This window comes from Saccharopolyspora sp. NPDC050389, from assembly GCF_040655595.1.
Classification (GTDB): domain Bacteria; phylum Actinomycetota; class Actinomycetes; order Mycobacteriales; family Pseudonocardiaceae; genus Saccharopolyspora.
In genome coordinates, this window is record NZ_JBFAKG010000031.1 from 75,088 (window position 1) to 100,719 (window position 25,632).

Annotated in this window: 23 protein-coding genes and 1 pseudogene; 14 read left to right on the forward strand and 10 right to left on the reverse strand. The window is 71.4% G+C overall.

The genetic code is table 11. The annotated features are described in order from the left end of the window. Positions 1–152 precede the first annotated feature (152 nt). The 7 genes from AB0I53_RS21625 to AB0I53_RS21655 are packed head-to-tail and all read left to right on the forward strand — an operon-like array spanning position 153 to position 7,581. A complete protein-coding gene (locus AB0I53_RS21625) occupies positions 153–1,028 on the forward strand; it encodes an IclR family transcriptional regulator (RefSeq protein WP_358605639.1) in 876 nt (291 codons plus the stop codon). A 2-nt stretch (positions 1,029–1,030) separates the two neighbouring features. Further along, positions 1,031–2,209: an acetyl-CoA acetyltransferase gene (locus AB0I53_RS21630; protein WP_358605642.1), complete on the forward strand. Its 1,179-nt coding sequence runs from the start codon at positions 1,031–1,033 to the stop codon at positions 2,207–2,209. After that, positions 2,206–3,792 carry an acyl-CoA synthetase gene (locus tag AB0I53_RS21635; protein WP_358605645.1) on the forward strand — a complete coding sequence of 529 codons (1,587 nt, stop codon included), beginning with the start codon at positions 2,206–2,208 and terminating at the stop codon, positions 3,790–3,792. Before AB0I53_RS21630 ends, AB0I53_RS21635 begins: the two co-directional genes overlap by 4 nt. After that, entirely contained in the window at positions 3,789–4,706 is a 918-nt protein-coding gene (locus tag AB0I53_RS21640) for a PPC domain-containing DNA-binding protein (RefSeq protein ID WP_358605648.1), read from the forward strand. The genes AB0I53_RS21635 and AB0I53_RS21640 overlap by 4 nt, the downstream gene beginning before the upstream one ends. Positions 4,707–4,710: 4 nt before the next feature. After that, positions 4,711–5,517, forward strand: coding sequence for an SDR family NAD(P)-dependent oxidoreductase (locus tag AB0I53_RS21645; RefSeq protein ID WP_358605651.1), 807 nt, complete (start codon positions 4,711–4,713; stop codon positions 5,515–5,517). 46 nt (positions 5,518–5,563) lie between these two features. Beyond that, positions 5,564–6,850 (forward strand): MFS transporter, encoded by a 1,287-nt coding sequence (locus AB0I53_RS21650; protein ID WP_358605654.1) that lies wholly within the window; start codon positions 5,564–5,566, stop codon positions 6,848–6,850. After that, positions 6,850–7,581 (forward strand): SDR family NAD(P)-dependent oxidoreductase, encoded by a 732-nt coding sequence (locus tag AB0I53_RS21655; RefSeq protein ID WP_358605657.1) that lies wholly within the window; start codon positions 6,850–6,852, stop codon positions 7,579–7,581. The genes AB0I53_RS21650 and AB0I53_RS21655 overlap by 1 nt, the downstream gene beginning before the upstream one ends. A gap of 63 nt (positions 7,582–7,644) precedes the next feature. Here AB0I53_RS21655 and AB0I53_RS21660 read toward each other — a convergent pair whose 3' ends face one another. Genes AB0I53_RS21660 through AB0I53_RS21670 form a run of 3 tightly spaced genes read right to left on the reverse strand, consistent with a single transcriptional unit; the run spans position 7,645 to position 10,447 of the window. After that, entirely contained in the window at positions 7,645–8,454 is an 810-nt protein-coding gene (locus AB0I53_RS21660) for an ATP-binding cassette domain-containing protein (RefSeq protein ID WP_358605660.1), read from the reverse strand. Beyond that, on the reverse strand, positions 8,454–9,443 hold the full coding sequence (locus AB0I53_RS21665) for an ABC transporter permease (protein ID WP_358605662.1): 990 nt from the start codon (positions 9,441–9,443) through the stop codon (positions 8,454–8,456). The genes AB0I53_RS21660 and AB0I53_RS21665 overlap by 1 nt, the downstream gene beginning before the upstream one ends. Beyond that, complete coding sequence (locus AB0I53_RS21670; RefSeq protein WP_358605665.1) at positions 9,440–10,447, reverse strand: substrate-binding domain-containing protein; 1,008 nt, start codon at positions 10,445–10,447, stop codon at positions 9,440–9,442. The genes AB0I53_RS21665 and AB0I53_RS21670 overlap by 4 nt, the downstream gene beginning before the upstream one ends. Positions 10,448–10,605: 158 nt before the next feature. On the opposite strand from AB0I53_RS21670, the gene AB0I53_RS21675 reads away from it, so the two are divergent. The 3 genes from AB0I53_RS21675 (at position 10,606) to AB0I53_RS21685 (ending at position 13,316) form a co-directional block, all read left to right on the forward strand. Continuing rightward, positions 10,606–11,502, forward strand: coding sequence for a PfkB family carbohydrate kinase (locus AB0I53_RS21675; RefSeq protein ID WP_358605668.1), 897 nt, complete (start codon positions 10,606–10,608; stop codon positions 11,500–11,502). Positions 11,503–11,568: 66 nt separating this feature from the next. Continuing rightward, the gene (locus AB0I53_RS21680) at positions 11,569–12,666 is read left to right on the forward strand and encodes a histidine kinase (RefSeq protein WP_358605671.1); all 1,098 of its coding nucleotides are present in this window, start codon (positions 11,569–11,571) and stop codon (positions 12,664–12,666) included. Beyond that, positions 12,663–13,316: a response regulator transcription factor gene (locus AB0I53_RS21685; RefSeq protein ID WP_358605673.1), complete on the forward strand. Its 654-nt coding sequence runs from the start codon at positions 12,663–12,665 to the stop codon at positions 13,314–13,316. Before AB0I53_RS21680 ends, AB0I53_RS21685 begins: the two co-directional genes overlap by 4 nt. Positions 13,317–13,321: 5 nt before the next feature. Here the strand turns inward: AB0I53_RS21685 and AB0I53_RS21690 are convergent, their stop codons facing one another. Together AB0I53_RS21690 and AB0I53_RS21695 are read right to left on the reverse strand one after the other, a co-directional pair. Beyond that, on the reverse strand, positions 13,322–15,532 hold the full coding sequence (locus AB0I53_RS21690) for a restriction endonuclease (RefSeq protein ID WP_358605676.1): 2,211 nt from the start codon (positions 15,530–15,532) through the stop codon (positions 13,322–13,324). Then, positions 15,472–16,038 carry a hypothetical protein gene (locus AB0I53_RS21695; protein WP_358605679.1) on the reverse strand — a complete coding sequence of 189 codons (567 nt, stop codon included), beginning with the start codon at positions 16,036–16,038 and terminating at the stop codon, positions 15,472–15,474. Before AB0I53_RS21695 ends, AB0I53_RS21690 begins: the two co-directional genes overlap by 61 nt. Before the next feature lie 195 nt (positions 16,039–16,233). On the opposite strand from AB0I53_RS21695, the gene AB0I53_RS21700 reads away from it, so the two are divergent. Together AB0I53_RS21700 and AB0I53_RS21705 are read left to right on the forward strand one after the other, a co-directional pair. Further along, the gene (locus AB0I53_RS21700; protein WP_358605715.1) at positions 16,234–17,628 is read left to right on the forward strand and encodes a 3' terminal RNA ribose 2'-O-methyltransferase Hen1; all 1,395 of its coding nucleotides are present in this window, start codon (positions 16,234–16,236) and stop codon (positions 17,626–17,628) included. Continuing rightward, positions 17,628–20,186 (forward strand): polynucleotide kinase-phosphatase, encoded by a 2,559-nt coding sequence (locus tag AB0I53_RS21705; protein WP_358605682.1) that lies wholly within the window; start codon positions 17,628–17,630, stop codon positions 20,184–20,186. Before AB0I53_RS21700 ends, AB0I53_RS21705 begins: the two co-directional genes overlap by 1 nt. A gap of 19 nt (positions 20,187–20,205) precedes the next feature. On the opposite strand, the gene AB0I53_RS21710 is transcribed toward AB0I53_RS21705, so the two are convergent. Then, the gene (locus AB0I53_RS21710) at positions 20,206–21,111 is read right to left on the reverse strand and encodes a LysR family transcriptional regulator (RefSeq protein ID WP_358605685.1); all 906 of its coding nucleotides are present in this window, start codon (positions 21,109–21,111) and stop codon (positions 20,206–20,208) included. A 96-nt stretch (positions 21,112–21,207) separates the two neighbouring features. Between AB0I53_RS21710 and AB0I53_RS21715 the strand changes: the two genes are divergently transcribed. Then, the gene (locus tag AB0I53_RS21715) at positions 21,208–21,489 is read left to right on the forward strand and encodes a YciI family protein (RefSeq protein WP_358605688.1); all 282 of its coding nucleotides are present in this window, start codon (positions 21,208–21,210) and stop codon (positions 21,487–21,489) included. Positions 21,490–21,499: 10 nt separating this feature from the next. Here AB0I53_RS21715 and AB0I53_RS21720 read toward each other — a convergent pair whose 3' ends face one another. Next, positions 21,500–22,978: a serine/threonine-protein kinase gene (locus tag AB0I53_RS21720; protein ID WP_358605691.1), complete on the reverse strand. Its 1,479-nt coding sequence runs from the start codon at positions 22,976–22,978 to the stop codon at positions 21,500–21,502. Positions 22,979–23,186: 208 nt separating this feature from the next. On the opposite strand from AB0I53_RS21720, the gene AB0I53_RS21725 reads away from it, so the two are divergent. Further along, the gene (locus tag AB0I53_RS21725; RefSeq protein WP_358605694.1) at positions 23,187–24,419 is read left to right on the forward strand and encodes a cytochrome P450; all 1,233 of its coding nucleotides are present in this window, start codon (positions 23,187–23,189) and stop codon (positions 24,417–24,419) included. Between the two features lie 61 nt (positions 24,420–24,480). On the opposite strand, the gene AB0I53_RS21730 is transcribed toward AB0I53_RS21725, so the two are convergent. From AB0I53_RS21730 to AB0I53_RS21740, 3 genes and pseudogenes are all read right to left on the reverse strand, one after another. After that, on the reverse strand, positions 24,481–25,059 hold the full coding sequence (locus AB0I53_RS21730; RefSeq protein ID WP_358605697.1) for a hypothetical protein: 579 nt from the start codon (positions 25,057–25,059) through the stop codon (positions 24,481–24,483). Positions 25,060–25,188: 129 nt separating this feature from the next. Beyond that, a complete protein-coding gene (locus AB0I53_RS21735) occupies positions 25,189–25,434 on the reverse strand; it encodes a hypothetical protein (RefSeq protein ID WP_358605700.1) in 246 nt (81 codons plus the stop codon). 12 nt (positions 25,435–25,446) lie between these two features. Next, positions 25,447–25,632: pseudogene (locus AB0I53_RS21740) on the reverse strand (Na+/galactose cotransporter); the annotation flags it as partial.

Here is a 25,632-nt window from a genome sequence, read left to right on the forward strand (position 1 = left end):
GCGCAGGCGCACCAGGAGGCACGCCGTTGTCCGCGTGACGCACTCGTTGTACACCGCCGCTGGGCTGGTCGCACCCGCACGCGGTGGTCCACATGTCGGACCGGCGGCGCTCGTGGTCGATTAGCGTGACGCACAGCACGGTTCCGGCAACGGTGAGGGAGCTGGTGATCATGCGGAACGCGGCGACTTCCGAGTCCGTATCGCGGATCAGCGCCGCGCCTGGCGAGCCGTTGCCGGGCACGCAGAGCGCGCACCGGGCGCTGCTCCTGCTGCGGCTGCTCGGCAGTGAGGGCGGCGGCACCGATCGCGGCGTCGGGCTCGGCGAGCTGGTCGCGGCCAGCGGGCTGCGCAAGCCGACCGTGCACCGGCTGTTGACCGCCTTGCTGCACAACGGTTTCGTCGAGCAGAACCCGCGCACGCAGCGTTACCACCTCGGGCCGGAGTCGCATGTGCTCGGGGTGCTGGCCGCCGGGCGGTTCGGTATCCACCGGCTGTCGTTGCCGTCGCTGGCGAAGCTGGCCAGGCTCTGCTGCGACGCCGCGTTCCTCACCGTGCGCCGCGACGACTACTCGGTCTGCCTGCACCGCGAGGACGCCTCGGCGCCGATCCGCAACTACGCCCTGCAGCCGGGCGACTTCCACCCGCTCGGCGCGGGCGCGGGCAGCCTGGCGATCCTCGCCGCGCTGGACGACTCCGAGGTCGATGCGGTGATCGGGCGCAACGCCGACGTCCTCGGCCGCGCCTACCGGCTGTTGCCCGAGCCCGTGCTGCGCCGGCTGGTCGCCCGGACCCGGCAGCGCGGCTACGCCCTCAACGACGGCCGGATCTTCCCCGGCTCTTGGGCGGTCGGCGTGCCGGTGCGCGACACCGACGGCGTCGTCCGGGCCTCGCTGAGCATCGCCACCACCGAGCAGCGCCTGGGCTTGAAGCGGCAGCGCGAGCTGGCCGAACTGCTGCACCGCGAGGCCCACGTCGTGCAGTGCCGGCTGCTGGAAGCCGCCGGCGGCGAACCGACCCCGAGGAGGTAGAGGTGACCCGAGCGGTCGAAAGCCCGCAGATCATCGGCTGGTCGCACACCACGTTCGGCAAGCGCCCCGAACCGGACACGGAAGGCCTGCTGGCCGCGGTGTCGGCGAACGCGCTGGCGCACGCCGAGCTGCCTGCCGAGGACGTCGACGGCATCTTCGTCGGCGTCTACAACAACGGCTTCTCCCGCCAGGACTTCCAGGCGGCGCTGGTGGGCGCGGGCGACGAGCGGTTGAGCCGGATCCCGGCGACCCGCCTGGAGAACGCCTGCGCCACCGGCTCGGCGGCGCTGTTCGCGGCGCTGGACTTCGTCGCCGCCGGGCGCGGCCGGACCGCGCTGGTGCTCGGCGCGGAGAAGATGACCGGAGTGCCCGGTGACGAGGTCGGCGACATCCTGCTGTCCGCCAGCTACCGCAAGGAAGAAGCCGCCTACGGCAGCTTCGCGGCGGTCTTCGGCGCCATCGCCGCCGCCTACTTCGAACGCCACGGCGACCAGCACGACGTGCTGGCCCGCATCGCGGCGAAGAACCACCGCAACGGCGCGGCCAACCCGTGGGCGCAGATCCGCAAGGACCTCGGCTTCGAGTTCTGCAACACCGTCTCCGACCGAAACCCGCTGGTCGCCGATCCGCTGCGCCGCACCGACTGCTCGCTGGTCTCCGACGGCGCCGCAGCCGTCGTGGTGGCCGCACCGGACGTCGCGGCACGCGCTGCCCGCGCGGTCGGATTCCGCGGTCGCGCGCACGCCAACGACGCGCTGCCGCTGAGCCGCCGGGATCCGCTGGAGTTCGCCGGTGCCCGGCAGGCGTTCGGCGCCGCACTCGGCGAGGCCGGCATCACTCTGGAGGACCTGGACCTGATCGAAACCCACGACTGCTTCACCATCGCCGAGCTGCTGCAGTACGAGGCGTTCGGGCTCGCCGAGCGCGGCCGCGGCCGGCGGGTGGTAGACGAGGGCCTGGCCGAGCGGGACGGCAAGCTGCCCATCAACGTCTCCGGCGGGCTGAAGTCCAAGGGCCATCCGATCGGCGCCACGGGCGTGTCGATGCACGTGCTGGCCGCGATGCAGGTCACCGGCCAGGCCGGTGACCTGCAACTGCCGCGGGCCGCTCTGGCGGCGGTGTTCAACATGGGCGGCGCGGCGGTCGCCAACTACGCGTCCGTCCTGGAGCGTGTCCGGTGAGCGAGCGGCTGCCGATCACCCGGCGCGCGATGAACCTGGGCGAGCTGCTGGTGCAGGCCGCCCGCCGGCACGGCGAGCGCGACGCGGTGGTCCACGGCGACCGGCGCTGGACCTGGCGGGAGCTGCACGCCGACGTCGGCGCCCTGGCCGCCGAGCTCCGCGCGGCCGGCGCGCGGCCCGGGGACGCGGTGCTCGTTCACTCCCCCAACCACGTCGAGCTGATCCAGGCGATGTTCGCGTGCTGGTTCGCCGGGGCCGTGTTCGTGCCGACCAACTTCCGCCTGACGCCCGCGGAGGTCGTCGACCTGGCCGAGGTTGCCCGGCCGGTCGCCTGGATCGGCCACGCCGACTACCCGGAGCACGCGGCGGCGGTCGCCGAGGCGGTGCCGGGGCTGCGGCTCCATTTGAGCATCGCCGGCGGCGGCTCCGATTCGGTGGCCTCGGCGGTCGCCCGGCGGCGCGGCGAAGCGGTGCGGCCGGCTCCGGTCGGGCGGGACGATCCGTGCTGGTACTTCTTCACCTCCGGCACCAGCGGCCGGCCGAAGGCCGCGGTGCTCGGCCACGACCAGATGGGTTTCGTGGTCACCAACCACCTGTGCGACCTGATGCCCGGCACCGACCACCGGGACGCGTCGCTGGCGGTGGCCCCGCTCTCGCACGGTGCCGGCATCCACTTCCTCACCCAGGTGGCGCGCGCGGCCAAGACGGTCCTCCCCGCCGCCGACCACTTCGATCCGGCGGAGGCCTGGCGGCTGGTGGAAACCGAGCGGATCAGCAACATGTTCACCGTCCCCACCATCCTCAAACGCCTGGTCGAGCACCCGGCGGTGCGCCAGCACGACCACCGCGGCCTGCGGCACGTCATCTACGCCGGAGCGCCGATGTACCGGTCGGACCAGCTGCGCGCGCTGGAGGAGCTCGGCCCGGTGTTGGTGCAGTACTACGGCCTGGGCGAGGTCACCGGCAACATCACCGTGCTGCCGCCGGAGGACCACGAGCGCCCGCTGCCCGACGGCCTGAACTTCGGCAGCTGCGGCGTGGCGCGCGTCGGCATGCAGATCAGCATCCAGGACGAGACCGGGCGGGAGCTGCCCGCCAGGCAGCAGGGCGAGATCTGCGTGTGCGGCCCGGCGGTGTTCCACGGCTACCTGAACAACCCGGAGGCCAACGCCGCGTCCTTCCGCGACGGCTGGTTCCGCACCGGCGACCTCGGCATGCTCGACGAGGAGGGCTTCCTCTACATCACCGGCCGGGTCTCGGAGATGTACATCTCGGGCGGCTCCAACATCCACCCGCGCGAGATCGAGGAGAAGATCCTGGCGCATCCGGGCATCACCGAGGCCGCGGTGGTCGGCGTGCCGGACCCGGAGTGGGGCGAGGTCGGCGTCGCGGTGTGCGTGCCGCGGCCGGGCGGCGAGCTGACCGCGGCGGCGCTGCGCGACTGGCTGGCGCCGCAGATGTCCCGCTACAAGATGCCGAAGCGGCTGCTGTTCTGGGACGAGCTGCCGAAGTCCGGCTACGGCAAGATCGCCAAGCGGGCCATCAAGGACCGGCTCGCCGCCGACCGGGCGGAGTCGGCATGAGCCTCCCGTTCGCCCGCCCGGAACTGCTGCGCCATCCCGGCCCGGCCGACGCGCTGCGCGTCGACGCCCACCGCGCCGACGCGCTGCGCCGCATCCAGCACCTCGCACCGGATTCGTCCATTTTGGACGCGCTGTGGGAGCCGCTGGAGCGGACGGGCCGAACCGCGGGAAAGGCCGAACTCGTCGGCGGCACCTTCGGCCATTTGCGCTACTGCATCCCGGCGCACTGCCCGGACGGCAGCCGGGTCGCGACCTTCTCCGACCCGATCGAAGACCGGCGGCCGGTGAGCCTCGTGCTGGCCTCGGCCACGCTCGGCCTCCGCGACGGCGCCAGGTGGATGCACTGCCACGCGCTGTGGGTCGACGCCGACGGCGTGGTGCGGGCCGGTCACCTGCTGCCGGAAACCGAGATCGGCGATCCGCCGCCCCGGGCGGTCGTCGACGCGCTGTCCGGGGTGCGCCTGGAATCCGCGCCGGATGCCGAGACGAACCTGCCGATCTTCCACCACCGCCCGGAAGGAGCCGCAACCGTGCAGACACCCACCGGGACGCGGGAGGTGCTGGTCGCCCGCGTCAAACCCAACGAGGACATCGTGCAGGCGGTGGAAAAGCTCTGCCTGGCGCGGGATTTCCGCGCCGCATTGGTGCGGGCCAGCGTCGGCAGCCTGGTCGGCGCGCGCCTGCGGGTGGCCGACCGGGTCATCGAGGTGCCGGGGCCGGCGGTGGAGGTGATCGCCCTGGTCGGCGAGGTCCGCACCGATGCGCGCGGCGTGCCGGCGGCGACGCTGACCGCGACGCTCGTCGGCGAATCCGGCCAGGTGTTCGGCGGCGAGCTGATCTCCGGGGCGAATCCGGTGGCCATCACCTACGAGCTGTTCCTGGAGCCGATTCCGGCCGGCGAAGAAGCGAGGTGACCCGATGGCCAGGAGGCTCGACGCGAAGACCGCGATCGTCTTCGGCGCAGGCGCGAGCGCCGTGGCGGCGCCGGAAGGCTGCGTCAGCAACGGATTTGCCACCGCGGTCACCTTCGCCGAGCACGGCGCACGGGTGGTGGCGGTGGACCGCGACGAGGCCGCGCTGCGCGGCACCTACCAGGCGATCACGGCCGCGGGCGGCGACTGCACGCCGGTCGTCGCGGATGTCACGGACGGCGCGCAGGTCGCCGCCGCGATCGCCCGCGCGGTCGACGTCCACGGGCGCTTGGACATCGTCCACAACAACGTCGGCGTGACCAGGCTCGGCGGGCCGACCGAACTGTCCGAAGAGGACTGGACGAGCACCTTCGACATCAACGTCACCAGCGTGTTCCGCGCCTGCAGGCACGCGATCCCGCACCTGGCGGAGCGGGGCGGGGCGATCATCAACGTCTCGTCGCTGGCGTCGATCCGCTGGACGGGCTACCCGTACCCGGCCTATTCGGCGTCGAAGGCGGCGGTCAACCAGCTCACCCAGTCGCTGGCGCTGCAGTACGCGGACAGGGGAATCCGCGTCAACGCGATCCTGCCGGGGCTGATCCACACGCCGCTGATCTACCAGCAACTGGCCGGCGAGCACGGCGACGCCGAGGCGATGCGCGCCGAACGCGACGCGAGCAGCCCGACCGGCCGGATGGGCTCGGCCTGGGACGTCGCCAACGCGGCGCTGTTCCTCGCCTCCGACGAGGCCGCCTACATCAACGGCGTGGCCCTGCCGGTGGACGGCGGCCTGCACGCCAAGGCCGCCTGACCAACGCATCCGAACCCGACCGCCGCGAGGTGGCAAGGAGGCCGCCATGTCCGAAAGACCCGCCGCAGCCGCGAAACCGGCCGCCGCTTCGGTGCCCAGGGCCCGCTGGTGGCGCATCGGCCTGCTGCTGTTCCTGATCTACACGGTCGCGTTCGCCGACCGGCAGAACATCAGCGTGGCCGCCCCGGAAATGGTGAAGGAGCTGCAGCTGTCGTCGACGGTCCTCGGCGTGCTGCTGTCGGCGTTCTTCTGGGGATACGTGCTGACCCAGGTGCCGGGCGGCATGCTGGCGAACCGCTTCGGCCCGAAGTGGGTGATCGTGGGCACCCTGGTGGTGTGGGGCGCCGCGGCGATCGCCACCGGCCTGGTGTCGGGCTACTACCAGCTGCTGGCGGTGCGGTTCGCGATGGGCCTCGCCGAGGGCGCGGTGTGGCCGTCGTTCGCGGTGATGTTCATGAACTGGTACCCGGACTCGGAGCGGGGCCGGGCCATCAACTTCTCGGAGATGGCGCTGCCGATCTCGTCGATCATCATGGCGCCCACCGCGGGCTGGCTGATCGCGGCGTTCAACTGGGAGACGATGTTCATCGTCTGGGGCATCCCGCCCCTGGTGCTGGCCGTGGTGTTCGCCTACTGGGGCTCGAACCACCCGGCCCAGGACCGTTTCCTGTCCGAGGCGGAGCGGCGGTTCCTGGCGGAACGACCATCCACGGCGTCCCGCGAGAACGGTTCGTTCCTGGAGGTCCTGCGCAGCCCGATGGTGTGGACGTTCTGCGTGATCTACTTCCTGTGGATCACCGGCCTCTACAGCTTCGGCCTGTGGCTGCCGAGCCTGCTGAGCCAGCTGTCGACCAGCGGCATCGCGGCGGTGGGCGTGCTCTCGGCGATCCCGTTCGTGCTGGCCGCGGTGGCGATGTACCTGAACGCGAAGGCGTCGGACGCGGCGCCGGACCGGCGGGGCCGCCACGTGGTGGTGCCGATGTTCCTGGCGGGCGCGACGCTGCTGGTGCAGCACGTGGTCACGCTCGGCCTGCTGGGCAACATGATCATGCTGATCATCGCGGGCGTCGGCCTGTACGCGGCGTTCGGGCCGTTCTGGGCGTGGGCGCTGCAGTACATCCCGCGCAACCAGGCGGGCCCGGCGATGGGCCTGATCAACGTGGCGGGCAACTTCGGCGGCATCGTCGGCCCGCTGATCGTCGGCGCCGCGGCCGCGGGCGGCGCGGTCGCCGACGGCTTCTACGTGCTCGGTTTCTTCTTGGTGGGCGCCGGCCTGCTCGCCGCCGCGACCGCGGTGGTGGCACGCCGGAACGACGACGCGGAGGTGCACTGATGGGCGCGGTGGTGGTCACCGGGGCGGCGGGCGGCATCGGCCGGGCGATCGCGGAGCGCTTCGGCGGAGACCGGCTCGCGCTGTTCGACGCGAGCCCGGCGGTGAGCGCGGTCGGCGAAGAGCTCGGCGCGGGCCACGCCGAGGTGCTGGACGTGACCGACGCCGAGGCGGTCCGCAGAGCCATCGACGAGGCGGCGGAGCGCTTCGACGGCGTCGACGTGGTGGTCAACTGCGCCGGAACGGCGCACCGCACCTCGTTCGCCGACACGACCGCAGCCGAATTCATGGCGGACCTCGGCACCAACCTGCTGGGCGCGTTCCTGTGCTGCCAGGCCGCGGTGTTCCCGCACATGGAGAACGCCCGCCGCGGCAGGCTGATCAACATCGCGTCGATCTCCGGCAAGACCGGCGGCACCGGCCCGGTGCACGCCGACGGCAGCGGCGGCCGCTCCGGTGTCGGTTACGCGTCGTCGAAGGCGGGCGTCATCAACATGACCCGCTGGATCGCCCGCGAGGTGGGCCGCCTGGGCATCACCAGCAACGCGGTGGCCCCCGGCCCGATCGCCACCCGGATGACGGCCGGGCACGCCTACGACACGAGCGAAATCCCGGCGGGCCGCCTGGGCACGCCAGAAGAGGTGGCGGACGCGGTGGCCTGGCTGGCCACCCCGGGAGCGGGCTACGTAAACGGCACGGTGATCGACGTCGACGGCGGCCTCACCAGGGCCTGACATCGCGCACCTGAAACCGGGCGCTTCCGCGCCGAGTCTCAGCGGCCGGTACCGACACCATCCCTAATCCCCCAGGCCCGTCCGCACCGCGGACGAGACCTCCTCCAGTTCGCCGTCTTCCCGCAGCACCAGTGCTCCGGTGATCAACCCCACCACCTGGCTCATGCTGTGCTCGCCGGGCGTCACCACGCCGACCCGGCGGCCGAGCCGGTGCACGTGGATCCGGTCCGCGATTTCGAAGACGTGCGGCATGTTGTGGCTGATCAGGACCACCGGCAGGCCGCGCTGCCGGATCCGGTCGATCAGCGCGAGCACCTTCCCCGACTCCGCCACGCCGAGCGCCGCCGTCGGCTCGTCCATGATCACCGCCTTGGTGCCGAAGGCGGCCGCCCGGGCCACCGCGACGCCCTGCCGCTGCCCGCCCGACAGCGTTTCCACGGGCTGCGCGATGGATTTCACCGCGATTCCCAACTCGTCCAGCACCCGCTGCGCCTCGGCGCGCATCCATCCCTGGTCGACCTTCCGGAACAGCTTCCCGAGCAGCCCGGGGTGCCGCTTCTCCCGCGCCAGGAACATGTTCGACGCGATGTCCTGCGCCGGCGCGAGCGCCAGGTCCTGGTACACCGTCTCGATGCCGTACCGGCGGGCGTCCAGCGGCCCGCGGAAGTGCACCACCTCGCCGTCCACCCTGATCTCGCCCGCTTCCGGGATCAGCGCCCCGGAGAGCGCCTTGATCAGGCTCGACTTGCCGGCGCCGTTGTCGCCGACGACGGCCAGCACCTCGCCGGGCCGGACCTCGAAGTCCGCGCCGTCGATGGCGGTCACCCGGCCGTAGCGCTTGACCAGGCCGCGAGCGGAAAGCGTGGGCACCATCAGCCGTTCCTCCTCGTCACCCGGTCCACCACGACCGCCGCGATCACCAGGGCCCCGGTGGCGACGTCCTGGTAGAGCGCGTCGACGCCCAGCTGCGTCAGCCCGGAGCGCAGGACCGCGACGATCAGCGCCCCCATCAGCGTGCCCAGCACCGATCCCCGGCCGCCGAACAGGCTCGTGCCGCCGAGCACCACCGCGGTGATCGAGTCGAGGTTGCCCAGCTGGTAGGCGTTCGGGTCGGCGTTGGGCACCCGGCCGAGCGCCTGCCACGCAGCCAATCCGAAGATCACGCCTGCCACCACGTACACCGACAGCAGCGTGCGGTTGACCTTGATCCCGGCGAGCCGGGCCGACTCCGGCGCGTTGCCCACCGCGTAGACGTGCTTGCCCCAGGCGGTTCTGGTCAGCGCGTACCAGACCGCCAGGTACAGCAGCAGCGCCAACGTCATGCCGTAGGTGATCTCGATGCCGCCGAAGAGGTAGCGGCGGGTGCCGAGCCAGGTCAGGAGCGCGTCGCCGGTCGGCACCGCCTCGCCGTCGGCGAACAGCTTCGCCACCGCGGTGAGCATGGTGAGCATGCCGAGGGTGACGATGAACGGCGGCAGCCGCACCTGCGTCACCAGCGATCCGACCACCGCGCCGATGGCCGCCGTGGCCGCGATTCCCAGCAGCAGCGCGACGAAACCGGGCGCGCCGCCCAGCGCCAGCTTGGCCATGATCAGGGTGGCCAACACGGCGGCCGAGGCGTTGGCCAGGTCGATGCCGCCGGTGAGGATGATCAGCGTCTGGCCGAGCGCGAGGGTGGCGATCACCAGCGACTGCTGCACCACCAGCGACAGGTTGTCCGGGTTCAGGAACGTGTCGGTGAACACCGAGAACACCGCGATCGCCACGAGCAGCGCCAGCGCGGGCCCGACCGCGGGCGCACGCCGGAGGAACTCGCGTGCGCTCGGCCGCTCGCCGGTCTCCGGCGCGCGGAGCGTCGTCACTTGTCGCCCCAGCAGTTCTGCTCGCCCCAGGCGACGGTCTCGCTGCGCACGCCCGGCATCGGGTGGTCGGTGATCACGACGGAGCCGGTGTCGTGGAAGCCGCTGGGCTTCTGCTTCGTCTTGGCGTATTCCACCGCGGCGTCGACACCGAGCTGCGCCATCTTGCCCGGGAACTGCATCACGGTGGCCCGGATCTGCCCGGCGCCCACGTTCGCCACGCCTTCGCAGCCGCCGTCGATCGACGCCATCACCACCGGCTCGGCCAGCCCGCGCGCCTGCAGCGCCGCGTGCGCGCCGCGCGCGGTCGGCTCGTTCATCGTGTAGACGACGTTGATGTCGCTGGTGCGGGCCAACAGGTTTTCCGCGCCCTGCTGGGCGAGGTTCTGATCGCCGTTGGCGTTCTGGGTGCCGCGGATCTCCGGCGCGCCTTCGGCCAGGCCGATCCCCGCCAGGAATCCGTTGTGGCGGAGGGTGTTGACGGAGGATCCGGCGGTGCCGTCGATCATCAGCAGCTTCGGCGGCGTCGCGCCGAGCGCGGCCTTGGCGTACGCGCCTTGCTGCCGCCCGGCCTCGAAGTTGTCGGTGGCGAAGGTCGCGTCGACGGCGTCGGCCGGTTCCGTCGCGGTGTCCAGGGCGATGACCAGGATGCCCGCCTGGCGGGCGCGGGCGATGGCGTCCAGCACGCCGGTCGAGGAGTTCGGCGTGATCAGGATCGTGTTCACGCCCTGCTGCACGAAGTTCTCGATCGCCCGCACCTGGCCGTCGTTGTCGCCGTCGAACTGCCCGGCCAGCGCGATGAATTCGGCGCCCCGCGCCGCGGCGGCGGCCTTCGCGGACTCGCGGAGCTGCACGAAGTACGGGTTGGTGTCGGTCTTGGTGATCAGGCCGATCTTGGCCGTGCCGGTCGGGCTCGCCGATCCGCCGCCCCATTCGCGTTCGGCCGAACATCCTGCTGCGGTCAGCGCCAGCAGTGCGGCCGCGATGGTCAGGCCCCGTTTGAACATGATGCCTCCACGTCGAGGGCGTGCGTTCAAAGCTCTTTCCGACTGATCAACACCGGCATCGTAAGAACGCGACCATGGCCGGACAAGTCTTTCCCCGGTGGCCACCGGATCGGCCCATTGAGGACGGAAGCGGTGCCCGATTTCCCTACACTGTCAGCATGGCTGCACCACCGCGCGGCGTGTTCGTCGGCCTGACCACCCTGGACGTGGTGCACCACGTCGACGCGCGCCCGGCCGCCGACCAGAAGGCCACCGCGGCCGCCCAGTTCGTCGCGGCCGGCGGGCCGGCGGCGAACGCGGCGGTGACCTTCGCCGGGTTGGGTGGCGAAGCGGTGCTGGTCACGGCGATCGGCCGCAGCCCGGTCGCGGCGGTCATCCGGGCCGATCTGGAGTCCTGCTCGGTCACCGTCGTCGACGCGGCCGAGGACCGGACCGCGGACGCCCCGGTGTCGGCCGTCGCGGTCACCCGCGGCACCGGGGAGCGCTCGGTCGTCGGCATCGACACCACCGCGCTGCAGGTGCACCGGGCGCCGGATCTGGCCGAACTCGTCGGCGCGGCCGACATCGTCCTGCTCGACGGCCACCACCCGGTGCTCGCCGACGCGGCCGTCGACGCGGCATCGGCGCCGATCGTGGTGGACGCCGGACGCTGGAAGCCGGCCATGGGGCCGCTGCTGCCACGCGCCGAGGCGGTGATCGCCTCGGCCGACTTCCGGGTGCCGGGCTCGCCAACCGCCGATGCGACGGCCCGAGCCCTGGTCGACCAGGGCGTTCCGACCGTGATCACCACGCACGGCGCCGACCCGGTCCGCTGGTGGCACGACGGCGATCACGGCGCGGTGCCGCCACCGCACATCCAGGCGGTCGACACGCTCGGCGCGGGCGACGTCTTCCACGGCGCCTACTGCTTCTTCGCCTGCGAGCCCGGATCCGGCATCCCGGCCAGGATCGAAAGCGCCGCAGCGGTCGCCGCGCTGAAATGCGAGACTCCCGGACCTCGGGCGTGGCTGCGACGCCTCCCCGAGCTCGCGCCGCGACTACGTCGGGGAGAGTAGGCGGATGTTCGCTCCTGGGACGACCCGCGCGGCGCGCGCATCGCGGAAACTGCCAGCATGCGCGGGATGAAATCGCTGATCGGGGACGTCGTCCTCGCGGCCCTGGTCACGTTGGTCGGCATCGTCGGCACGCTCGGCGCCGACCGCTGGACCGCGACCGCGCACCGGCCGGTCGACGCCATCGGTGTGGGGCTGGTGGCCGCCACCGGGCTGGTCCTGGTGCTGCGGCGGCGCCAGCCGGTCGCGACGCTGCTCGTCGCCGCCGCGCTCACCTCGACTTACCTGGTGCTGGACTACACCTACGGCCCGATCCTGCTGGCGTTGATGATCGCCGTCTACTCGGCCGCCAGGCACCGCCCGCCGGCCACCTCGGCGCCGACGGCACTCGCCGCCCTGCTCATGCTGCTGGTCCACATCTTCACCAGCGGCGCGCTGCCCGGACTGTTCGGCGTGATCCCGGGTTCGGCGTGGGTGGTGGTGCCGTTCGCGGTGGGCCTCGTCGTCCGGCTGCAACGCGAGGCGGCGGCGCGGGCCAGGGCCGAGACGCTGCGCCAGCGCGTCGACGACGAGCGGCTGCGGATCGCGCAGGAGGTGCACGACGTCGTGGGCCACGGGCTGGCCGCGATCAAGATGCAGGCGGACGTCGCGTTGCACGTGCTGCCGAAGAAACCGGAGCAGGCCGAAGTCGCGCTGGAGGCGATCAGCCGCACGAGCAGCGATGCGCTGGAGGAGCTGCGCGCGACACTGGCCGTGGTGCGCCGAACCGCCTCGCAGGGCCCGACGCCGGGCCTGGCCAGGCTCGACGACCTGCGGAAGCGGATGGGCGAGGCCGGTGTTCAGGTCCAGCTCGCCACCACCGGTGAGCCGCGGGAGCTGCCTGCCTCGGTCGACCTGACCGGCTACCGGATCCTGCAGGAGTCGCTGACCAACGTGCTGCGCCACAGCGGCGACAAGCGCGCGTCGGTCACGCTCGACTACGCGGCCGATGCGCTGGTCATCACGGTCACCAACCCGCTCACCGGCTCGCCTGGCGACAGCGGCGGGCTCGGCATTCCCGGCATGCGGCAGCGCGTCGCGGCGCTGGGTGGCGAGTTCGCCGCCGGTCCCACCGGGGACGGCCGGTTCGAAGTGCACGCCCGCCTGCCCATCGAAGGACATCCATGATCACCGTGCTGATCGTCGACGACCAGGACCTCGTCCGCATCGGACTGCGCACCCTCCTCGACAACGAGGACGACCTGACCTGCGTCGGCGAGGCCGCCGACGGGCTGGCGGCGGTGGCCGCGGCGCGCGAGCACCGGCCGGACGTGATCCTGATGGACGTGCGGATGGCCGGCGTCGACGGGCTGGAGGCCACCCGGCGGATCACCGCGGACCCGGAGCTGCCGGACACCAAGGTGATCGTGCTGACCACCTTTGAGGTCGACGAGTACGTCTTCGCCGCGCTGCGCGGCGGTGCCAGCGGCTTCCTGCTGAAGGACACCAAACCGGTCGACCTGCTCCGGGCGATCCGGCTGGTGGCCGGCGGCGAGGCGCTGCTGGCGCCGTCGGCGACCCGGCAGCTGGTCCGGGAGTTCGTGTCGATGGCACCGCGGTCGCGCCGCCCGCACCCGCAGCTGCACACGCTCACCGAACGGGAGCGCGAGGTGCTCGGCCTGGTCGCGGAGGGCCTGAACAACGAGGAGATCGCGGAGCGCCTGGTGGTCAGCCCGGCGACGGCCCGAACCCACGTCAGCCGGGCGATGATCAAGCTGGGCGCACGCGATCGCGCCCAGCTCGTCGTCTTCGCCTACCAATCCGGCCTCGCCGACTAGCGCGCCTAGTCGGCGCCGTCGTCCACGGAGAGTCCGTCGAGCCCGGTTCCCAAGCCGCACAGCCGCCGCATGATGTTCGACGGCGCGTCGACCAGCTTGTACTTGTCCTGGCGCTGGACGACCGCTTTGACCAGTGGGCTGGCCAGGAACTGCAGGGCATCCTCGATGGCCGTCCGCGACGGCCGAGGCGTCATCTCCTTCCTGAGCACGTAGTGGAGGTTCTCCACGCTGATGAAGCCCTCGGCGACCGGGTCCTCTTCGTTCGCCTCCTGGTAGAGCATGTCGACGAGGCGGGTGAGGATCTTGGCGGAGTGCTCGGCTTCGTCGTACTGCTCTTCGACTTCCGCGAGATCGGAGTCCGAGTGCTCGAACAGCCCCTTCAGCTCGGGCAGCGTCAGCGGGGTCCGCTGATGGCGTTCGAGAAGCCCGATCAACTCGTCCACGGTCAGGAGCGTGAACCTGTTGTTGGCAGCCCACTCCTTGACCCGGCTCGAGAAGTCGGGCCCGACTACCATGCCGAAATCCGCGCGGTGCTTCCGCTGGTGATCCTTGAGCGCGTCGAACTTGATCGAATTGTCGCCGATCAAGCCGGTCGCCGAAGCCTTGGCATCGACGATGGAGCGGAAGCTGTCCGCGGCCGACAACTCCGCCGTCACGAGGACGTCGGTTCGCCCGCTGCCGCCGAGGTGTTCGGAGCGGAAGCCGAAGAGCTCGAAGGCCCTCGCCACCGCCTGCTCGAAGTCGCTGCTGGTCGCGTCGCTGAGCCTGGAGCAGCGCCGCAGATCGGCAGTCACCTGGGCGAGCGCGGAGTTGTCCGGCCCATCTGCCGGTGATTCCTGTCGCGGAGCGGATTCCGCTGTGGTCGGGGATTCCAAGAGCAGCTCTTCCGCGAGCAACCGGCCGGTCGAGGTCGACCGGTACCGGGTCCAGTCGATGCGTTCCACCAGACCCGCGTCGGCCATCAAGCCGAGGCGCGTGCGGATTTCACCGCCTTCGACCTGGTGGAAACCGAACTGCTCGGTTGCGGCCGCCACGAGTTCGGCGACCGGCGTGGTCGATTCCAGGTGTGCGAGGAGCTCGCCCACGAACCGGTAGCGGGTGTGCAGGAATCGGATGAGATCGACTTCGTTTCCGGCCTGCAACAGCGTCTCCCCTTCGCGGGTGAGCGCGTAGCGGTTGAAGGAGATCATGTCGATCAGCCGCATGTTCCGGAACGTGTGCATGCTTTGCGTGAAGGAGCTCTTCTTCAGCCCGAGTTGCTCGTTGGCCCGCCGGAAGAACTCGTCGGTAGAAGCTCCGTCGCCCAGCAACTCGACGAAGTTCCGCATTGCTTCCAGCACACCTGCCTGACCGGAACCGATGGGACGGCCGGAGACCTTCTGCCCGCGCGGGATGTAGCCGATCAGGACCTTGCGCTCGGCGAGCTTCTGGGCGTCGAGGTCAGCGATCGCCGCGGCCACGCTCGCGCTCGCCTCGTCCAGTTCCGCCTGCTCCTCGGTGCCGTTGGACACCTGGCCCAGCGCCTCTTCGGGTCGGCAGAGCTCGATCGACGACAGGAAGTCGCGCCCCTGTTCGGTAACCACCAGCTTGCTGAAGCCCCAGCGTTCCACCAGACCGAGGCTCTGCAACCACCCGAGCCGCCGGAAGATCTGATCTGGGCTCGTCCAATGCAGGCCGTAGCGTCCGGCCAACTGCAGCAGGTCGGCGGTTCGGGTCTCGTCGTTCACCTCCGCGAGGAGTTCGCCGAACAGCTTTACGTTCGCGTGCAGGTGGTGAGCGAGGAAGGCGCTGTCGTCGGATTCGAACCAGTGCAGCGCCTCAGAGGTCGCGACCCACTCGGAGTCCGTCCCGCGCATGACCAAGGCCCCGCGGGTGAGCTGGTTCCGGCAGAGGCTGTCGCAGGAGACCGTCTTGGGGTCGCCCTGGGCCGACAGGAGGTCGATCCGGCTCCCGCCCGGCAGTGGCAGTTGGGAAACGACGCGCCGCAGCGATTCGGTCTGCTCGCTGGCCTTTCCCGGGAGGATCCCGATCGTGTTCGACCGCTCGCGCCACGGCTTCACTTCGATGTCCGGTGGCGCCCCATTGGTCATGCGATGTACCTCCGCAGTTCTCCGAACCAGTTCGTGAGAACGTACCAAGTACCCCTGACAGACTCTTATATTCGTGCCGGACTGGTGGTTTCGGTGCGCGGTGCGGGTTTTCGCGTTTTGCCCCACGGCTTGTAGACCGACAGCACCGTCGCCACCAGCAGCATGATCAAGTGGAGCACGAGCAGGGCGAGCAGGAGGCCGGCCGACCACGGCTGAGCGTCGAAGAACGTGCCCTCGTCCCGCCATTCCAAGGCCGGTACCGCGCGGCGCACGTACCGGTCTTCGAGCTGCACCGCGGTCACGATCACCGCGACGGTCAGCACCAGCTTCGTCACCACCCAGTAGTGCCGCAGCAGGCCCCATCTGGTGCCCAGCGAGAGCACGATGCCGGACAGCAGCGTGGCGATCGCCAGCGGCGGGAATGCGATGTCGATCGCGTCCGTGGCCAGGTACAGGCTTTCCGCGCGAGGCGGTGCGGCGGTCAGCACGGCGGTCAGGCCGAGTAGCAGCTTGGCCGCCGTGACCCCCAGCCATCCGGCCGCGACGACGAGGTGGACCGAGCTCCACAGCTTGTAGGCGCGCGGTGAAAGCCGACGCGCGCCGCGCTTGGTCGGTGCCGGCCGGTTCGACACGATCGCCTCCCGAAGGCTTGCGGATCGGCGCCGGGACGGTCCGAGCGCCGCAGGAACAACTCTGGCCGGGCTCCCCCGCCGGCACATCGGGCCGCAATCGACTCCTGCCGTACGCCCGTCGGCGTACGTCGCGGGCGGCTCGAGCCTCTGAAAATGGAGGTTCGCCGGTGCCGGGTGTTGGGGCACACTGTGGCCGTGCTCGTCACCCTCACCACCACGCACCGACCGGCTTCCGATCTCGGCTTCCTGCTGCACAAGCATCCGGAGAAGGCGCAAGCCTTCCCGGTGGCCGGTGGAACGGCGCACGTCTTCTACCCGGTCGCCGCGGAGGACGAGTGCACCGCAGCGCTGTTGCTGGACGTCGATCCGGTCAAGCTGGTGCGAGGCAAGCGCAACGACGCCTTCGCGCTGGGCCAGTACGTCAACGACCGGCCCTACGCCGCGGGCTCACTGCTCGCGGTGGCGTTGGGTTCGGTGTTCCGGACCGCGCTGAACGGGCGTTGCGATGCGCGGCCGGAGTTGGCCGAGACGCCGATTCCGTTGCGGGTCAGGGTTCCCGCGTTGCCGTGCCGGGGCGGCGCGGAGCTGGCCGCGCGGCTGTTCGAGCCGCTGGGCTGGCGGGTCGAGGCCGCGCCGGTGCCGCTGGAGCCGGAGATCCCGGGCTGGGGCGACTCCCGCTACGTGGACCTGCGGCTGTCCGGCGACCTGCGCGTCTCCGCCGCGCTCAAGCACCTCTACGTGCTGATTCCCGTGCTTGACGACACGAAGCACTACTGGGTCGGCTCGGACGAGGTGGACAAGCTGCTGCGGGCCGGTGACGGCTGGCTGGCCGATCACCCCGAGCGGGAGCTGATCAGCAGCCGGTACCTGGCGCACCGCAAGTCCTACGTCCGCTCGGCCCTGGCGCAGCTGGCCGAATCCGGCGCCGACGAGCTGGACGACGCGCTGACCGAGCCGGTGGTGACCGGAACGTCCGAACAGGACGTTCCGCTGGCCGTGCAGCGCCGCGGCAGCGTGCTGGCCGCGCTCAAGGCGAGCGGGGCGCGCCGCGTGCTCGACCTCGGTTGCGGCGGCGGGGCCCTGCTGCACGACCTGATCCAGGAGCCTTCGTTCACCGAGATCGTCGGCGTGGACGTGTCGGCCCGCGCGCTCGAAGTCGCCGCGCGCCGCTTCGAGCGGCTTCCCGAGCGCCAGCGCGAGCGGCTCGCGCTGCGCCAGTCCGCGCTGACCTACGTGGATGCCGCCCTCGCCGGATTCGATGCGGCCGTGCTCATGGAGGTCATCGAGCACGTCGACCCTCCCCGGCTGGCCGCGCTGGAGCACGCGGTGTTCGCCGCCGCCCGGCCCGGCGCGGTCGTCGTGACCACCCCGAACGTGGAGTACAACGTGCGTTTCGAGAACCTGCCCGCCGGTGCGTTCCGGCATTCCGACCACCGCTTCGAGTGGACGCGGCCGCAGTTCCGGCAGTGGGCCGGCGGCGTGGCCGACCGGCACGGCTACGCCGTCGAGCACCTGCCCGTCGGGCCGGAGGATCCCGAGGTCGGGGCGCCGACGCAGCTCGCGGTGTTCACCAGGACGGCGGTGGCGTGATGCGGCTGTCCATTCCGGACATGGCACTGGTGGTGCTGATCGGCGCCTCTGGCTCGGGGAAGTCGACCTTCGCGCGCGACCACTTCGCGCCGACGCAGGTGCTCTCCAGCGACTACTTCCGCGGCCTCGTCGCCGACGACGAATCCGACCAGTCGGCCAGCGCGGACGCCTTCGACGCGCTGCACTACGTCGCGGGCAAGCGGCTGGCGGCCGGGCGGATCACGGTCATCGACGCCACCAACGTCCAGCGCGGCTCCCGGTCCACATTGGTCGAGCTGGCGAGGAAGCACCACGTGCTGCCGGTCGCCATCGTGCTCGACATGCCCGAGTCGGTGTGCCTGGAGCGCAACGCGGCCCGCCCCGACCGGGATTTCGGCGCGCCGGTCGTCCGGCGGCACCGCGCCGAGCTCCGCCGGTCGCTGAAGTCGTTGCAGCGCGAGGGTTTCCGGCGCGTGCACGTGCTGCGCAGCGTCGAAGAGGTGGCGGCGGCCACCGTCGAGATCGAGCCGCTGCTCAACGACAAGCGCGCCGAGACCGGGCCGTTCGACGTGATCGGCGACGTGCACGGCTGCCGCGCCGAGTTGGAGGAGCTGCTCGAATCCCTCGGATACGCCATCGAGCGCGACGAGGAGCGGCGCGCCACCGGCGCCGCGCATCCGGAAGGCCGGCGCGCGGTGTTCGTCGGCGACCTGGTGGATCGCGGCCCGGACACCCCTGGCGTGCTCCGGCTGGTCATGGGCATGGCCGAGGCCGGGACCGCGCTGGTGGTGTCCGGCAACCACGAGCAGAAGTTCGTTCGCGCGCTGCGCGGCCGAAACGTCAAGATCGCGCACGGCCTGGCCGAATCGCTGGCGCAGCTCTCCGCCGAGCCCGCGGAATTCCGCAAGCGGGCGGAGGAGTTCTGCGACGGCTTGGTCGCGCACTACGTGCTCGACGACGGCAAGCTCGTGGTGGCCCACGCCGGGCTGCCCGAGCACTTCCACGGCCGGGCGTCGGGAGCCGTGCGCAGCTTCGCGCTGTTCGGCGAGACCACCGGCGAGATCGACGAGTTCGGGCTGCCGGTGCGCTACCCGTGGGCCAGCGACTACCGCGGCAAGGCGATGGTGCTCTACGGCCACACTCCGATGCCCGAGGCGGAGTGGGTGAACGGCACGATGTGCCTGGACACCGGCTGCGTCTTCGGCGGCAAGCTCACGGCGCTGCGCTACCCGGAGCGCGAGGTCGTTTCGGTGCGGGCGCACCGAGTCTGGTACGAGCCGAAGCGCCCGCTGCTCCCGCCCGAGGAGCTGCCGCCGGCGGCGGATTCGGTGTCGCGGCGGGAGCCGCACGTGCTCAACCTCGACGACGTCGCGGGCCGTCGTTCGGTGGAAACCCGGCACCACGGGCGGATCGCCGTCCAGTCCGAGCGGGCGGCCGCGGCCCTGGAGGTGATGAGCCGCTTCGCGATCGACCCGCGGTGGCTGCTGTACCTGCCGCCGACCATGGCGCCGGTCGCCACCTCTAGGCGTCCCGACGTGCTGGAGCACCCCGAAGACGCCTTCTCCGGCTACCTCGCGGCGGGCGTGCAGGACGTGCTGTGCGAGGAGAAGCACATGGGCTCGCGAGCCATCGTGCTGGTGTGCCGGGATTCTTCGACGGGCATGACCAGATTCGGCATCGACGGCCCGGGCGCAGTGCACACCCGCACCGGAAGGCCGTTCTTCGCGCCCGACCAGACCGAGGAGCTGCTCGGCCGCGTGCGCGCGGCCGTGGCTTCGGCTGGGCTGTGGGAGGAGCTGTCGACGGACTGGCTGCTGCTGGACGCCGAACTCATGCCGTGGAGCGCGAAGGCTCGCGGCCTGATCATGGACCAGTACGCCGCGGTCGGCGCTGCGGCGTCGGCGGCGTTGCCCAGTGCCGTGGAGATCCTGGCCGCCGCGTCGCAACGCGGCGTCGACGTCGCCGACCTGCACGCCAAAACCGTTGCTCGGGCGGCGAATGCCGACGCCTACCGCGAGGCGTACCGCAGGTACTGCTGGCCGACCGAGGGGCTGACCGGAGTGCGGCTCGCGCCGTTCCAGGTGCTGGCCACCGAGGGCCGGACCTACCACGACCGCGAGCACGGATGGCACCTGGCGGTGGCGGACCGGCTCGTCGGCACCGACCCGGAACTGTTCGCCACAACCCGCAGGCTCGCCGTGGACACCACCGATCCGGCCTCGATCGCGGCGGGCGTCGCGTGGTGGGAGGAGCTGACCGGGGACGGCGGCGAGGGCATGGTGGTCAAGCCGGCGGCGAACCTCACCAGGGGGCAGCGCGGCCTGGCGCAGCCGGGCGTGAAGGTGCGCGGGCGCGAGTACCTGCGGATCATCTACGGACCCGACTACACCGAGGCGGCGAACCTGGAGCGCCTCCGCCAGCGATCCCTCGGCCGCAAGCGCGGCCTCGCCACCCGCGAGTACGCGCTCGGCCTGGAGGGCTTGGAGCGGGTCGCGCGGGGCGAGCCGCTGTGGCGGGTGCACGAGTGCGTTTTCGCCGTGCTGGCACTGGAATCCGAGCCCGTCGACCCGCGGCTGTGACCCGGCGGCCCGGGTCCAGTCACCCGACGAGCTTCGCCGCGGCCACCAGCAGCGGCGCCCAGGTGCTGCTGCTGGTGGTGGCGAGCGCGAGTCGCTCGCGCGGGGGGTCGGCGGCGAAGGGCAACCAGACGAGCTCGGGTATGTCTGCGACCGCGCCGCTGGGCCGCAGAGCCACGACGGTGTCGTTGCGGAGGTTGTGCACGAACAGCGCGTGACTGGTGTGCCGGGCGCGCACGACTTCCGGCGCCCAGCCCTGCCGGTCGAGGTGTGCCAGGATCGTCGCCGCGTAGCCGGGTGCCCGGGAATCGGGGAACCACAAGAGGTTCTGCCCCGCGAGATCCGCCCAGTCCACTGTGGTCCGGGATGCCAGCGGATGCGAACCGTGCACCACCACGCCGAGCGGCTCATCGCTCACGGTGACCGCTTTCAGGCCGTCGTCCGCGATCGGCCGCCGCACGAGCCCGAAGTCGAGCTCGCCCCGGCGCAGCAGCTCGGCCTGCCGCGCGGAGTCCACCGGCTCGAAGCAGATCTCCAGCGGTGTCGCGGATTCGGAGCGCCACGCCTCTCCCAGCGCCGCTTCGACCCGGCTGATCAGCTCGCTCGGCACTCCGGAGCACACCCCGACCGCCGCCGACAGCGGTGCGTCGCGGGCGGCGGCAACCGCCGAGTCGAGCGCGTCGAAGACCTGCCGGACGCCGTCGCGCAGCGCCCGCCCGGCACCGGTGAGTTCCATCCCGTGCGCGCTGCGGCGGAACAGCTCGACGCCGATCCGGCGCTCCAGCGACCGGATCTGCTGGCTGAGGCTCGGCTGCGCGATGCGCAGCCGGCGCGCGGCCTCGGTGATCGTGCCCGCCTCGGCGACCGCGGCGAAATACCGCAGATGCCGCAGTTCGGTCCCACCCGAATCATCCGACGCCGAGGCCATAGGACCAGCCTATGGCCTGCCCGCGAACCGGTCTTGGACAGCCCCGCCGCGGCACGTTTTGCTGGCTGTGACAGCCAAGCAGCGGAAGGCCGACAGATGTTCCTCGTGCTCCTGAACTACACCGACCTGGCGAAGATCGACTCGCTGCTCGACGCGCACTACGACAACCCGGATGGAGCCTTCGCCCGCGGCCTCGTCCGGTTGGCGGGCCGACTGGAGCCGCGGACCGGCGGAATGATGGTGCTCGACGGCAGCCGGGCCGAGGTCAAGGCGGCGGTGGCCAGCGACCCGTTCGTGACCAGCGGCGCCGCGGTGGCGACGATCCAGGAGTTCAGCCCGACCCGCATCGCCGCGGCCGAGCTGTGGCCCACCGCCTGAACCGGCGCGATCACTGGCCGATCGGGACGAACTTCGACCAGGGACTCTCGCTGACCTTGGTCTTGCCGTCCCAGAGCTCGACCTTGATGCGAACCTTGCCCTTCTCGCTCAGATCCAGGTTGCAGTCGACCGGGGGCCCCTCGGCGGTGTTGGTGTCCTTGCACTCGTCCTTGCGGCCGTAGTCGGTCTCCGAAACCGTCTTGATCCACATGCCGTCTTTGCTGGTGTCCTGCGCGAAGAGGTGGTCGCCGACCGCCTCGAAGCAGCCGTTGCCGCGTTCGGCTCCCTCGTAGCTGACCGACTGGCACCACTTGGTCTGCGTCGGCTTCGCCGGCGGCGTCTCCGGATCCTCCGCCGGCTCCTGGGTTTCCGGCGCCTGCGTTGCGGGGTCCTGCACCGGCGGCGGGGCGGGCGCGGAGGACGGCGGCGGAGGCGGCGGCGTGCTGGACGGCGGCGGCTCCGAGGTCAGCACCGTGCTCGTCTGCGTCAGCAGCGGCGAACGGTCCTCGGCCGGAATCGCCCGGCCCGGCTCGTTGCTCATCGTGGTTGCGAAGGCCGCCACGCCGGCCACGGCCGCGACCACGCCGACCCCGGCCAGCACGTACACCCAGCGCGCGGCGCCCTTCCGCTTCGGCTCCGCCGGCAGCGCGGCGAACTGCGGCGGGATCGCCGTGACGCTGGTCAGCGCCTGGCGCGCCGCCCGCGCCAGCTCGCCGGCGCTGCCGAAGCGATCGGCCGGGTTCTTCGCCATGCCGCGCGCGACGATCTGGTCGAACTCGCGCGGGATGTCGCTGCGGGCGCCGGTCGGCACCGGCGGCGCGTGGTTGAGGTGCGCGTTGATCAGCGACGCCGCGGTGTCCCCGGCGAACGGCTTCGCGCCGGTCAGGCACTGGTACAGCACGCAGGCCAGCGAGTACACGTCCACGCGGTGGTCGAGCGGGCCGTCGTCGAACCGCTCCGGAGCCATGTAGGCGAGCGTGCCGACGGTGTAGCCGGTGGAGGTCAGCGTCGCGGAGGCGCGCAGCGACGCGGCGATGCCGAAGTCGACGAGGTAGGCGAATCCGCTGTGGCTGACCAGGATGTTGGACGGCTTGACGTCCCGGTGCACCAGGCCTTCCTGGTGCGCGGCGTCCAGCGCCTCCGCGACCTGCTCCAGCACCGCCACCGCGTCCGCCGGGCGCATCGGGCCATGGGCGGCGAGCAGCGACCCGACGTCGCTGCCCTCGACCAGGCGCATGTCGAGGTAGAGCCTGCCGTCGATCTCGCCGTAGGCGTGGATCGGGATGACGTGCGGCTCCCGCAGCCGGCCTGCCGCGTGCGCCTCCCGCTTGAACCGCTCGCGGAACTCCTCGTCGGCGGCGAGGTTCTGGGCCAACAGTTTGAGGGCGACTACGCGGTCGTGGCGGGTGTCGTACGCGCGGAGGATCTCGCCCATCCCACCCCGCGCGATCAAGCCATCCACCCGGTAAGGGCCGAACTGCCACTTCACGGTGCGTAACTCCTCAAGACCGACGTCGGCCGTCATCCTATTGGGTGAGTCACAACGGCCCCGAACACCCCGCGTGCCGCACCCTACCGCCCGACTGGCGTGACCGACTGAAACCACCCGGCCACCCGGCGTCGCCGGTGAAATTTCCGCTACGAACCGACGCAGACCAGTGCGCCGGGTGGTCCCGGGCTGCTACAAGAAGTGGATCATGTTCGACCACCCGGCTGTGGAAAGGACCGGTTCGCCGATGTCGACCGACGGGACGAACGCACGCAAGATCGATCGGGACGAGCCCGAGAACGGCTGCCCGGTCAGCCGCGGTTCCGACGGCGTCTGGACGATCCGGGGCTACGCCGCGGCGCGCACCGCGCTGCGCAGCACCGACACCGTCCAGGCCGGCCTCGGGGTGGAGACGGTCGAGAAGATGCCCGCCAAGATCCGGCGCCCGGTGCTGTACCGGGACGGACCTGAGCACCGCGAGCACCGGCGCCAGACCGCCAAGTACTTCACGCCGCGCCGGGTGGACGAGAACTACCGCGAGCTCATGGAACAGGTGGCGGACGCCCAGCTCGACAAGCTCCGCGGCGCCGGGCAGGCGCAGCTCTCGGAGCTGAGCTTCAACCTCGCCATCGACGTGGCGTGCGCGGTGATCGGGCTGACCGACAGCCGCCCCGGCCTCCAGCACCGGCTGGAGCGGTTCTTCCCGGAGGAGTTCGGCGAACCGGGCTTCACCAGCCTCCACGGGCTCTACTGGGTGTGGCGGCAGGCCACCAACTGGTCCGGGATCTACTTCGGCGACGTCCGGCCCGCCGTCCGCGCGCGCCGCAAGCAGCGCCGCGACGACCTGATCTCGCACCTGCTCGACGAAGGCTGCTCGTCGGCCGAGATCCTCGGCGAGTGCATCACCTTCGCCGCCGCGGGCATGGTCACCACCCGCGAGTTCGTCAACCTCGCGGCGTGGCACCTGTTCACCGACGAGCCGCTGCGCGACCGCTACCGCGCCGCCGAGGAGCCCGAGCGGCTCGCGATCCTGCACGAGCTGCTGCGCCTGGAGCCGGTCGTCGGCCACATCCGGCGGCGCACCACGGCACCGGTCGAGCTGCCGACGGAGGACGAGGAAACGGTCACCGTGCCGACCGGTGAGGTGATCGACATCCAGGTCAGCGCGACGAACGCCGACCCGCACGCGATGGGCGACCGGCCGCTCGAGGTGTGCCCGGCCCGCCCCCTCAACGACGCCTCCGCTCCCGGACTGTCCTTTGGGGACGGTGCGCACAAGTGCCCCGGCGCGAACATCGCGATCATGGAGACCGACGTCTTCCTCAAGAAGCTGTTCGCCGTGCCCGGCGTGCACATGCAGAAGGGGCCGCGCGTCTCGTTCAACGACGCGATCGGCGGCTACGAACTGCGCGGCATGGTCGTGGCGATTCCCAACCCGTGAAAGCCGGCGTGCGGGGCGCCCATGACCGAACGGGCGCCCCGCACGTGTCCGGGAAGCCGGATCACTCCCAGTAGATGTCTCCGCCATCGATGTGAAGCCGGACCCTGTCGGGGTCGGCGAACACGACCTGGCAGGTCTCGAACCGACCTCCTGGGGCGTACCAGTCCGCCGGCGGGTGGATGTGCACGGTGCAGTGCGGCAGGTAGAGGTTCGAGTTGAGCAGCCGGAACTCGCCGGCGTCGCCGTCGCCCAGTTCGCCGTAGACCGACGGTCCGCTGTTGCCGCTGGTTTCGCCGTCCTCGTTGACCCGCACGGTGCGGATGAAGTACGCCCAGCGGCTGACGCTCTCCGGGAAGGCGGAACGCAAGGCGGCCGTGTCCTCGGGCGGGGCCATTTCCACGCCGGTGACGATGACGCCCACCCGCGACGGGGCGTCGTCCCATCCAACGGTGATCACCGCTTTGTCGCCGAATCGCAGTCGCGTGCCCGGCGGTGTGGAGCCCGGCAGCGGCGCCGGCGGGCCCGGCAAGGCCGACGGTGACGGGCTGCTGCTCGCGGGAGTCTCGGGAGGCTCCGCGGTGCAGCCGGCCACCAGCGGGATCAGCAGGAGCCCGACGAGCACCGCACGTCTCGCGATCACAGCTCGCAACGCTATCCCAACGAGGGACGGCAGGGTTGGCAAATCACGGCAAACGCGCAGTTCACGGCGACGCGAGGGGCGCCATCGACCGAGTTGCCCGGCCGATGGCGCCCCTCGCGCTTTCCCGGGTCAGGACGCGTCGTTCCCGGTGGGGACGGCGATCGGCCGCAGCCGGGCCCACACCGCGAGCGCGGCCGCGAACACGAGCATGCCGATGCCCGAGTAGAGGTTGATGTTGATACCGGCGGACTTGGTGATCTCGTCCGCGCCGTCGGTCGCGCCGACGACGACGAGCACCGCGCCGAAGATGCCGAACAGCAGCGCGATCACCGTGCGGATGTCGAAGGCACCCACGGTGCCCGAGGTCTTCGCCATGTCGGTTCCTCCTCAGCCGAAGATGATGTTGAGGGCGATGATCAGGACCAGGGCGATCCCCGCCAGCAGGCCCGGGCGCCGGTACCAGCCCGCGTCCGCGCCGCTGGTCGAGGCCTGCAGGCTCGCCCGCGGCGTCAACCCGTACACCAACCCCACCAACTCCGCCTCCGGCTTCGGCCGCGTCACCAGCGACACCAC

What these genes read in the sequence shown, in the direction of transcription:
- AB0I53_RS21640 (WP_358605648.1), top strand. Translation starts at nt 3,789, where the DNA reads ATGAGCCTCCCGTTCGCCCGCCCGGAACTGCTGCGCCATCCCGGCCCG.
- AB0I53_RS21645 (WP_358605651.1), top strand. Translation starts at nt 4,711, where the DNA reads ATGGCCAGGAGGCTCGACGCGAAGACCGCGATCGTCTTCGGCGCAGGC.
- AB0I53_RS21650 (WP_358605654.1), top strand. Translation starts at nt 5,564, where the DNA reads ATGTCCGAAAGACCCGCCGCAGCCGCGAAACCGGCCGCCGCTTCGGTG.
- AB0I53_RS21655 (WP_358605657.1), top strand. Translation starts at nt 6,850, where the DNA reads ATGGGCGCGGTGGTGGTCACCGGGGCGGCGGGCGGCATCGGCCGGGCG.
- AB0I53_RS21660 (WP_358605660.1), bottom strand. Translation starts at nt 8,454, where the DNA reads ATGGTGCCCACGCTTTCCGCTCGCGGCCTGGTCAAGCGCTACGGCCGG.
- AB0I53_RS21670 (WP_358605665.1), bottom strand. Translation starts at nt 10,447, where the DNA reads ATGTTCAAACGGGGCCTGACCATCGCGGCCGCACTGCTGGCGCTGACC.
- AB0I53_RS21675 (WP_358605668.1), top strand. Translation starts at nt 10,606, where the DNA reads ATGGCTGCACCACCGCGCGGCGTGTTCGTCGGCCTGACCACCCTGGAC.
- AB0I53_RS21680 (WP_358605671.1), top strand. Translation starts at nt 11,569, where the DNA reads ATGAAATCGCTGATCGGGGACGTCGTCCTCGCGGCCCTGGTCACGTTG.
- AB0I53_RS21685 (WP_358605673.1), top strand. Translation starts at nt 12,663, where the DNA reads ATGATCACCGTGCTGATCGTCGACGACCAGGACCTCGTCCGCATCGGA.
- AB0I53_RS21705 (WP_358605682.1), top strand. Translation starts at nt 17,628, where the DNA reads ATGCGGCTGTCCATTCCGGACATGGCACTGGTGGTGCTGATCGGCGCC.
- AB0I53_RS21710 (WP_358605685.1), bottom strand. Translation starts at nt 21,111, where the DNA reads ATGGCCTCGGCGTCGGATGATTCGGGTGGGACCGAACTGCGGCATCTG.
- AB0I53_RS21715 (WP_358605688.1), top strand. Translation starts at nt 21,208, where the DNA reads ATGTTCCTCGTGCTCCTGAACTACACCGACCTGGCGAAGATCGACTCG.
- AB0I53_RS21725 (WP_358605694.1), top strand. Translation starts at nt 23,187, where the DNA reads ATGTTCGACCACCCGGCTGTGGAAAGGACCGGTTCGCCGATGTCGACC.
- AB0I53_RS21735 (WP_358605700.1), bottom strand. Translation starts at nt 25,434, where the DNA reads ATGGCGAAGACCTCGGGCACCGTGGGTGCCTTCGACATCCGCACGGTG.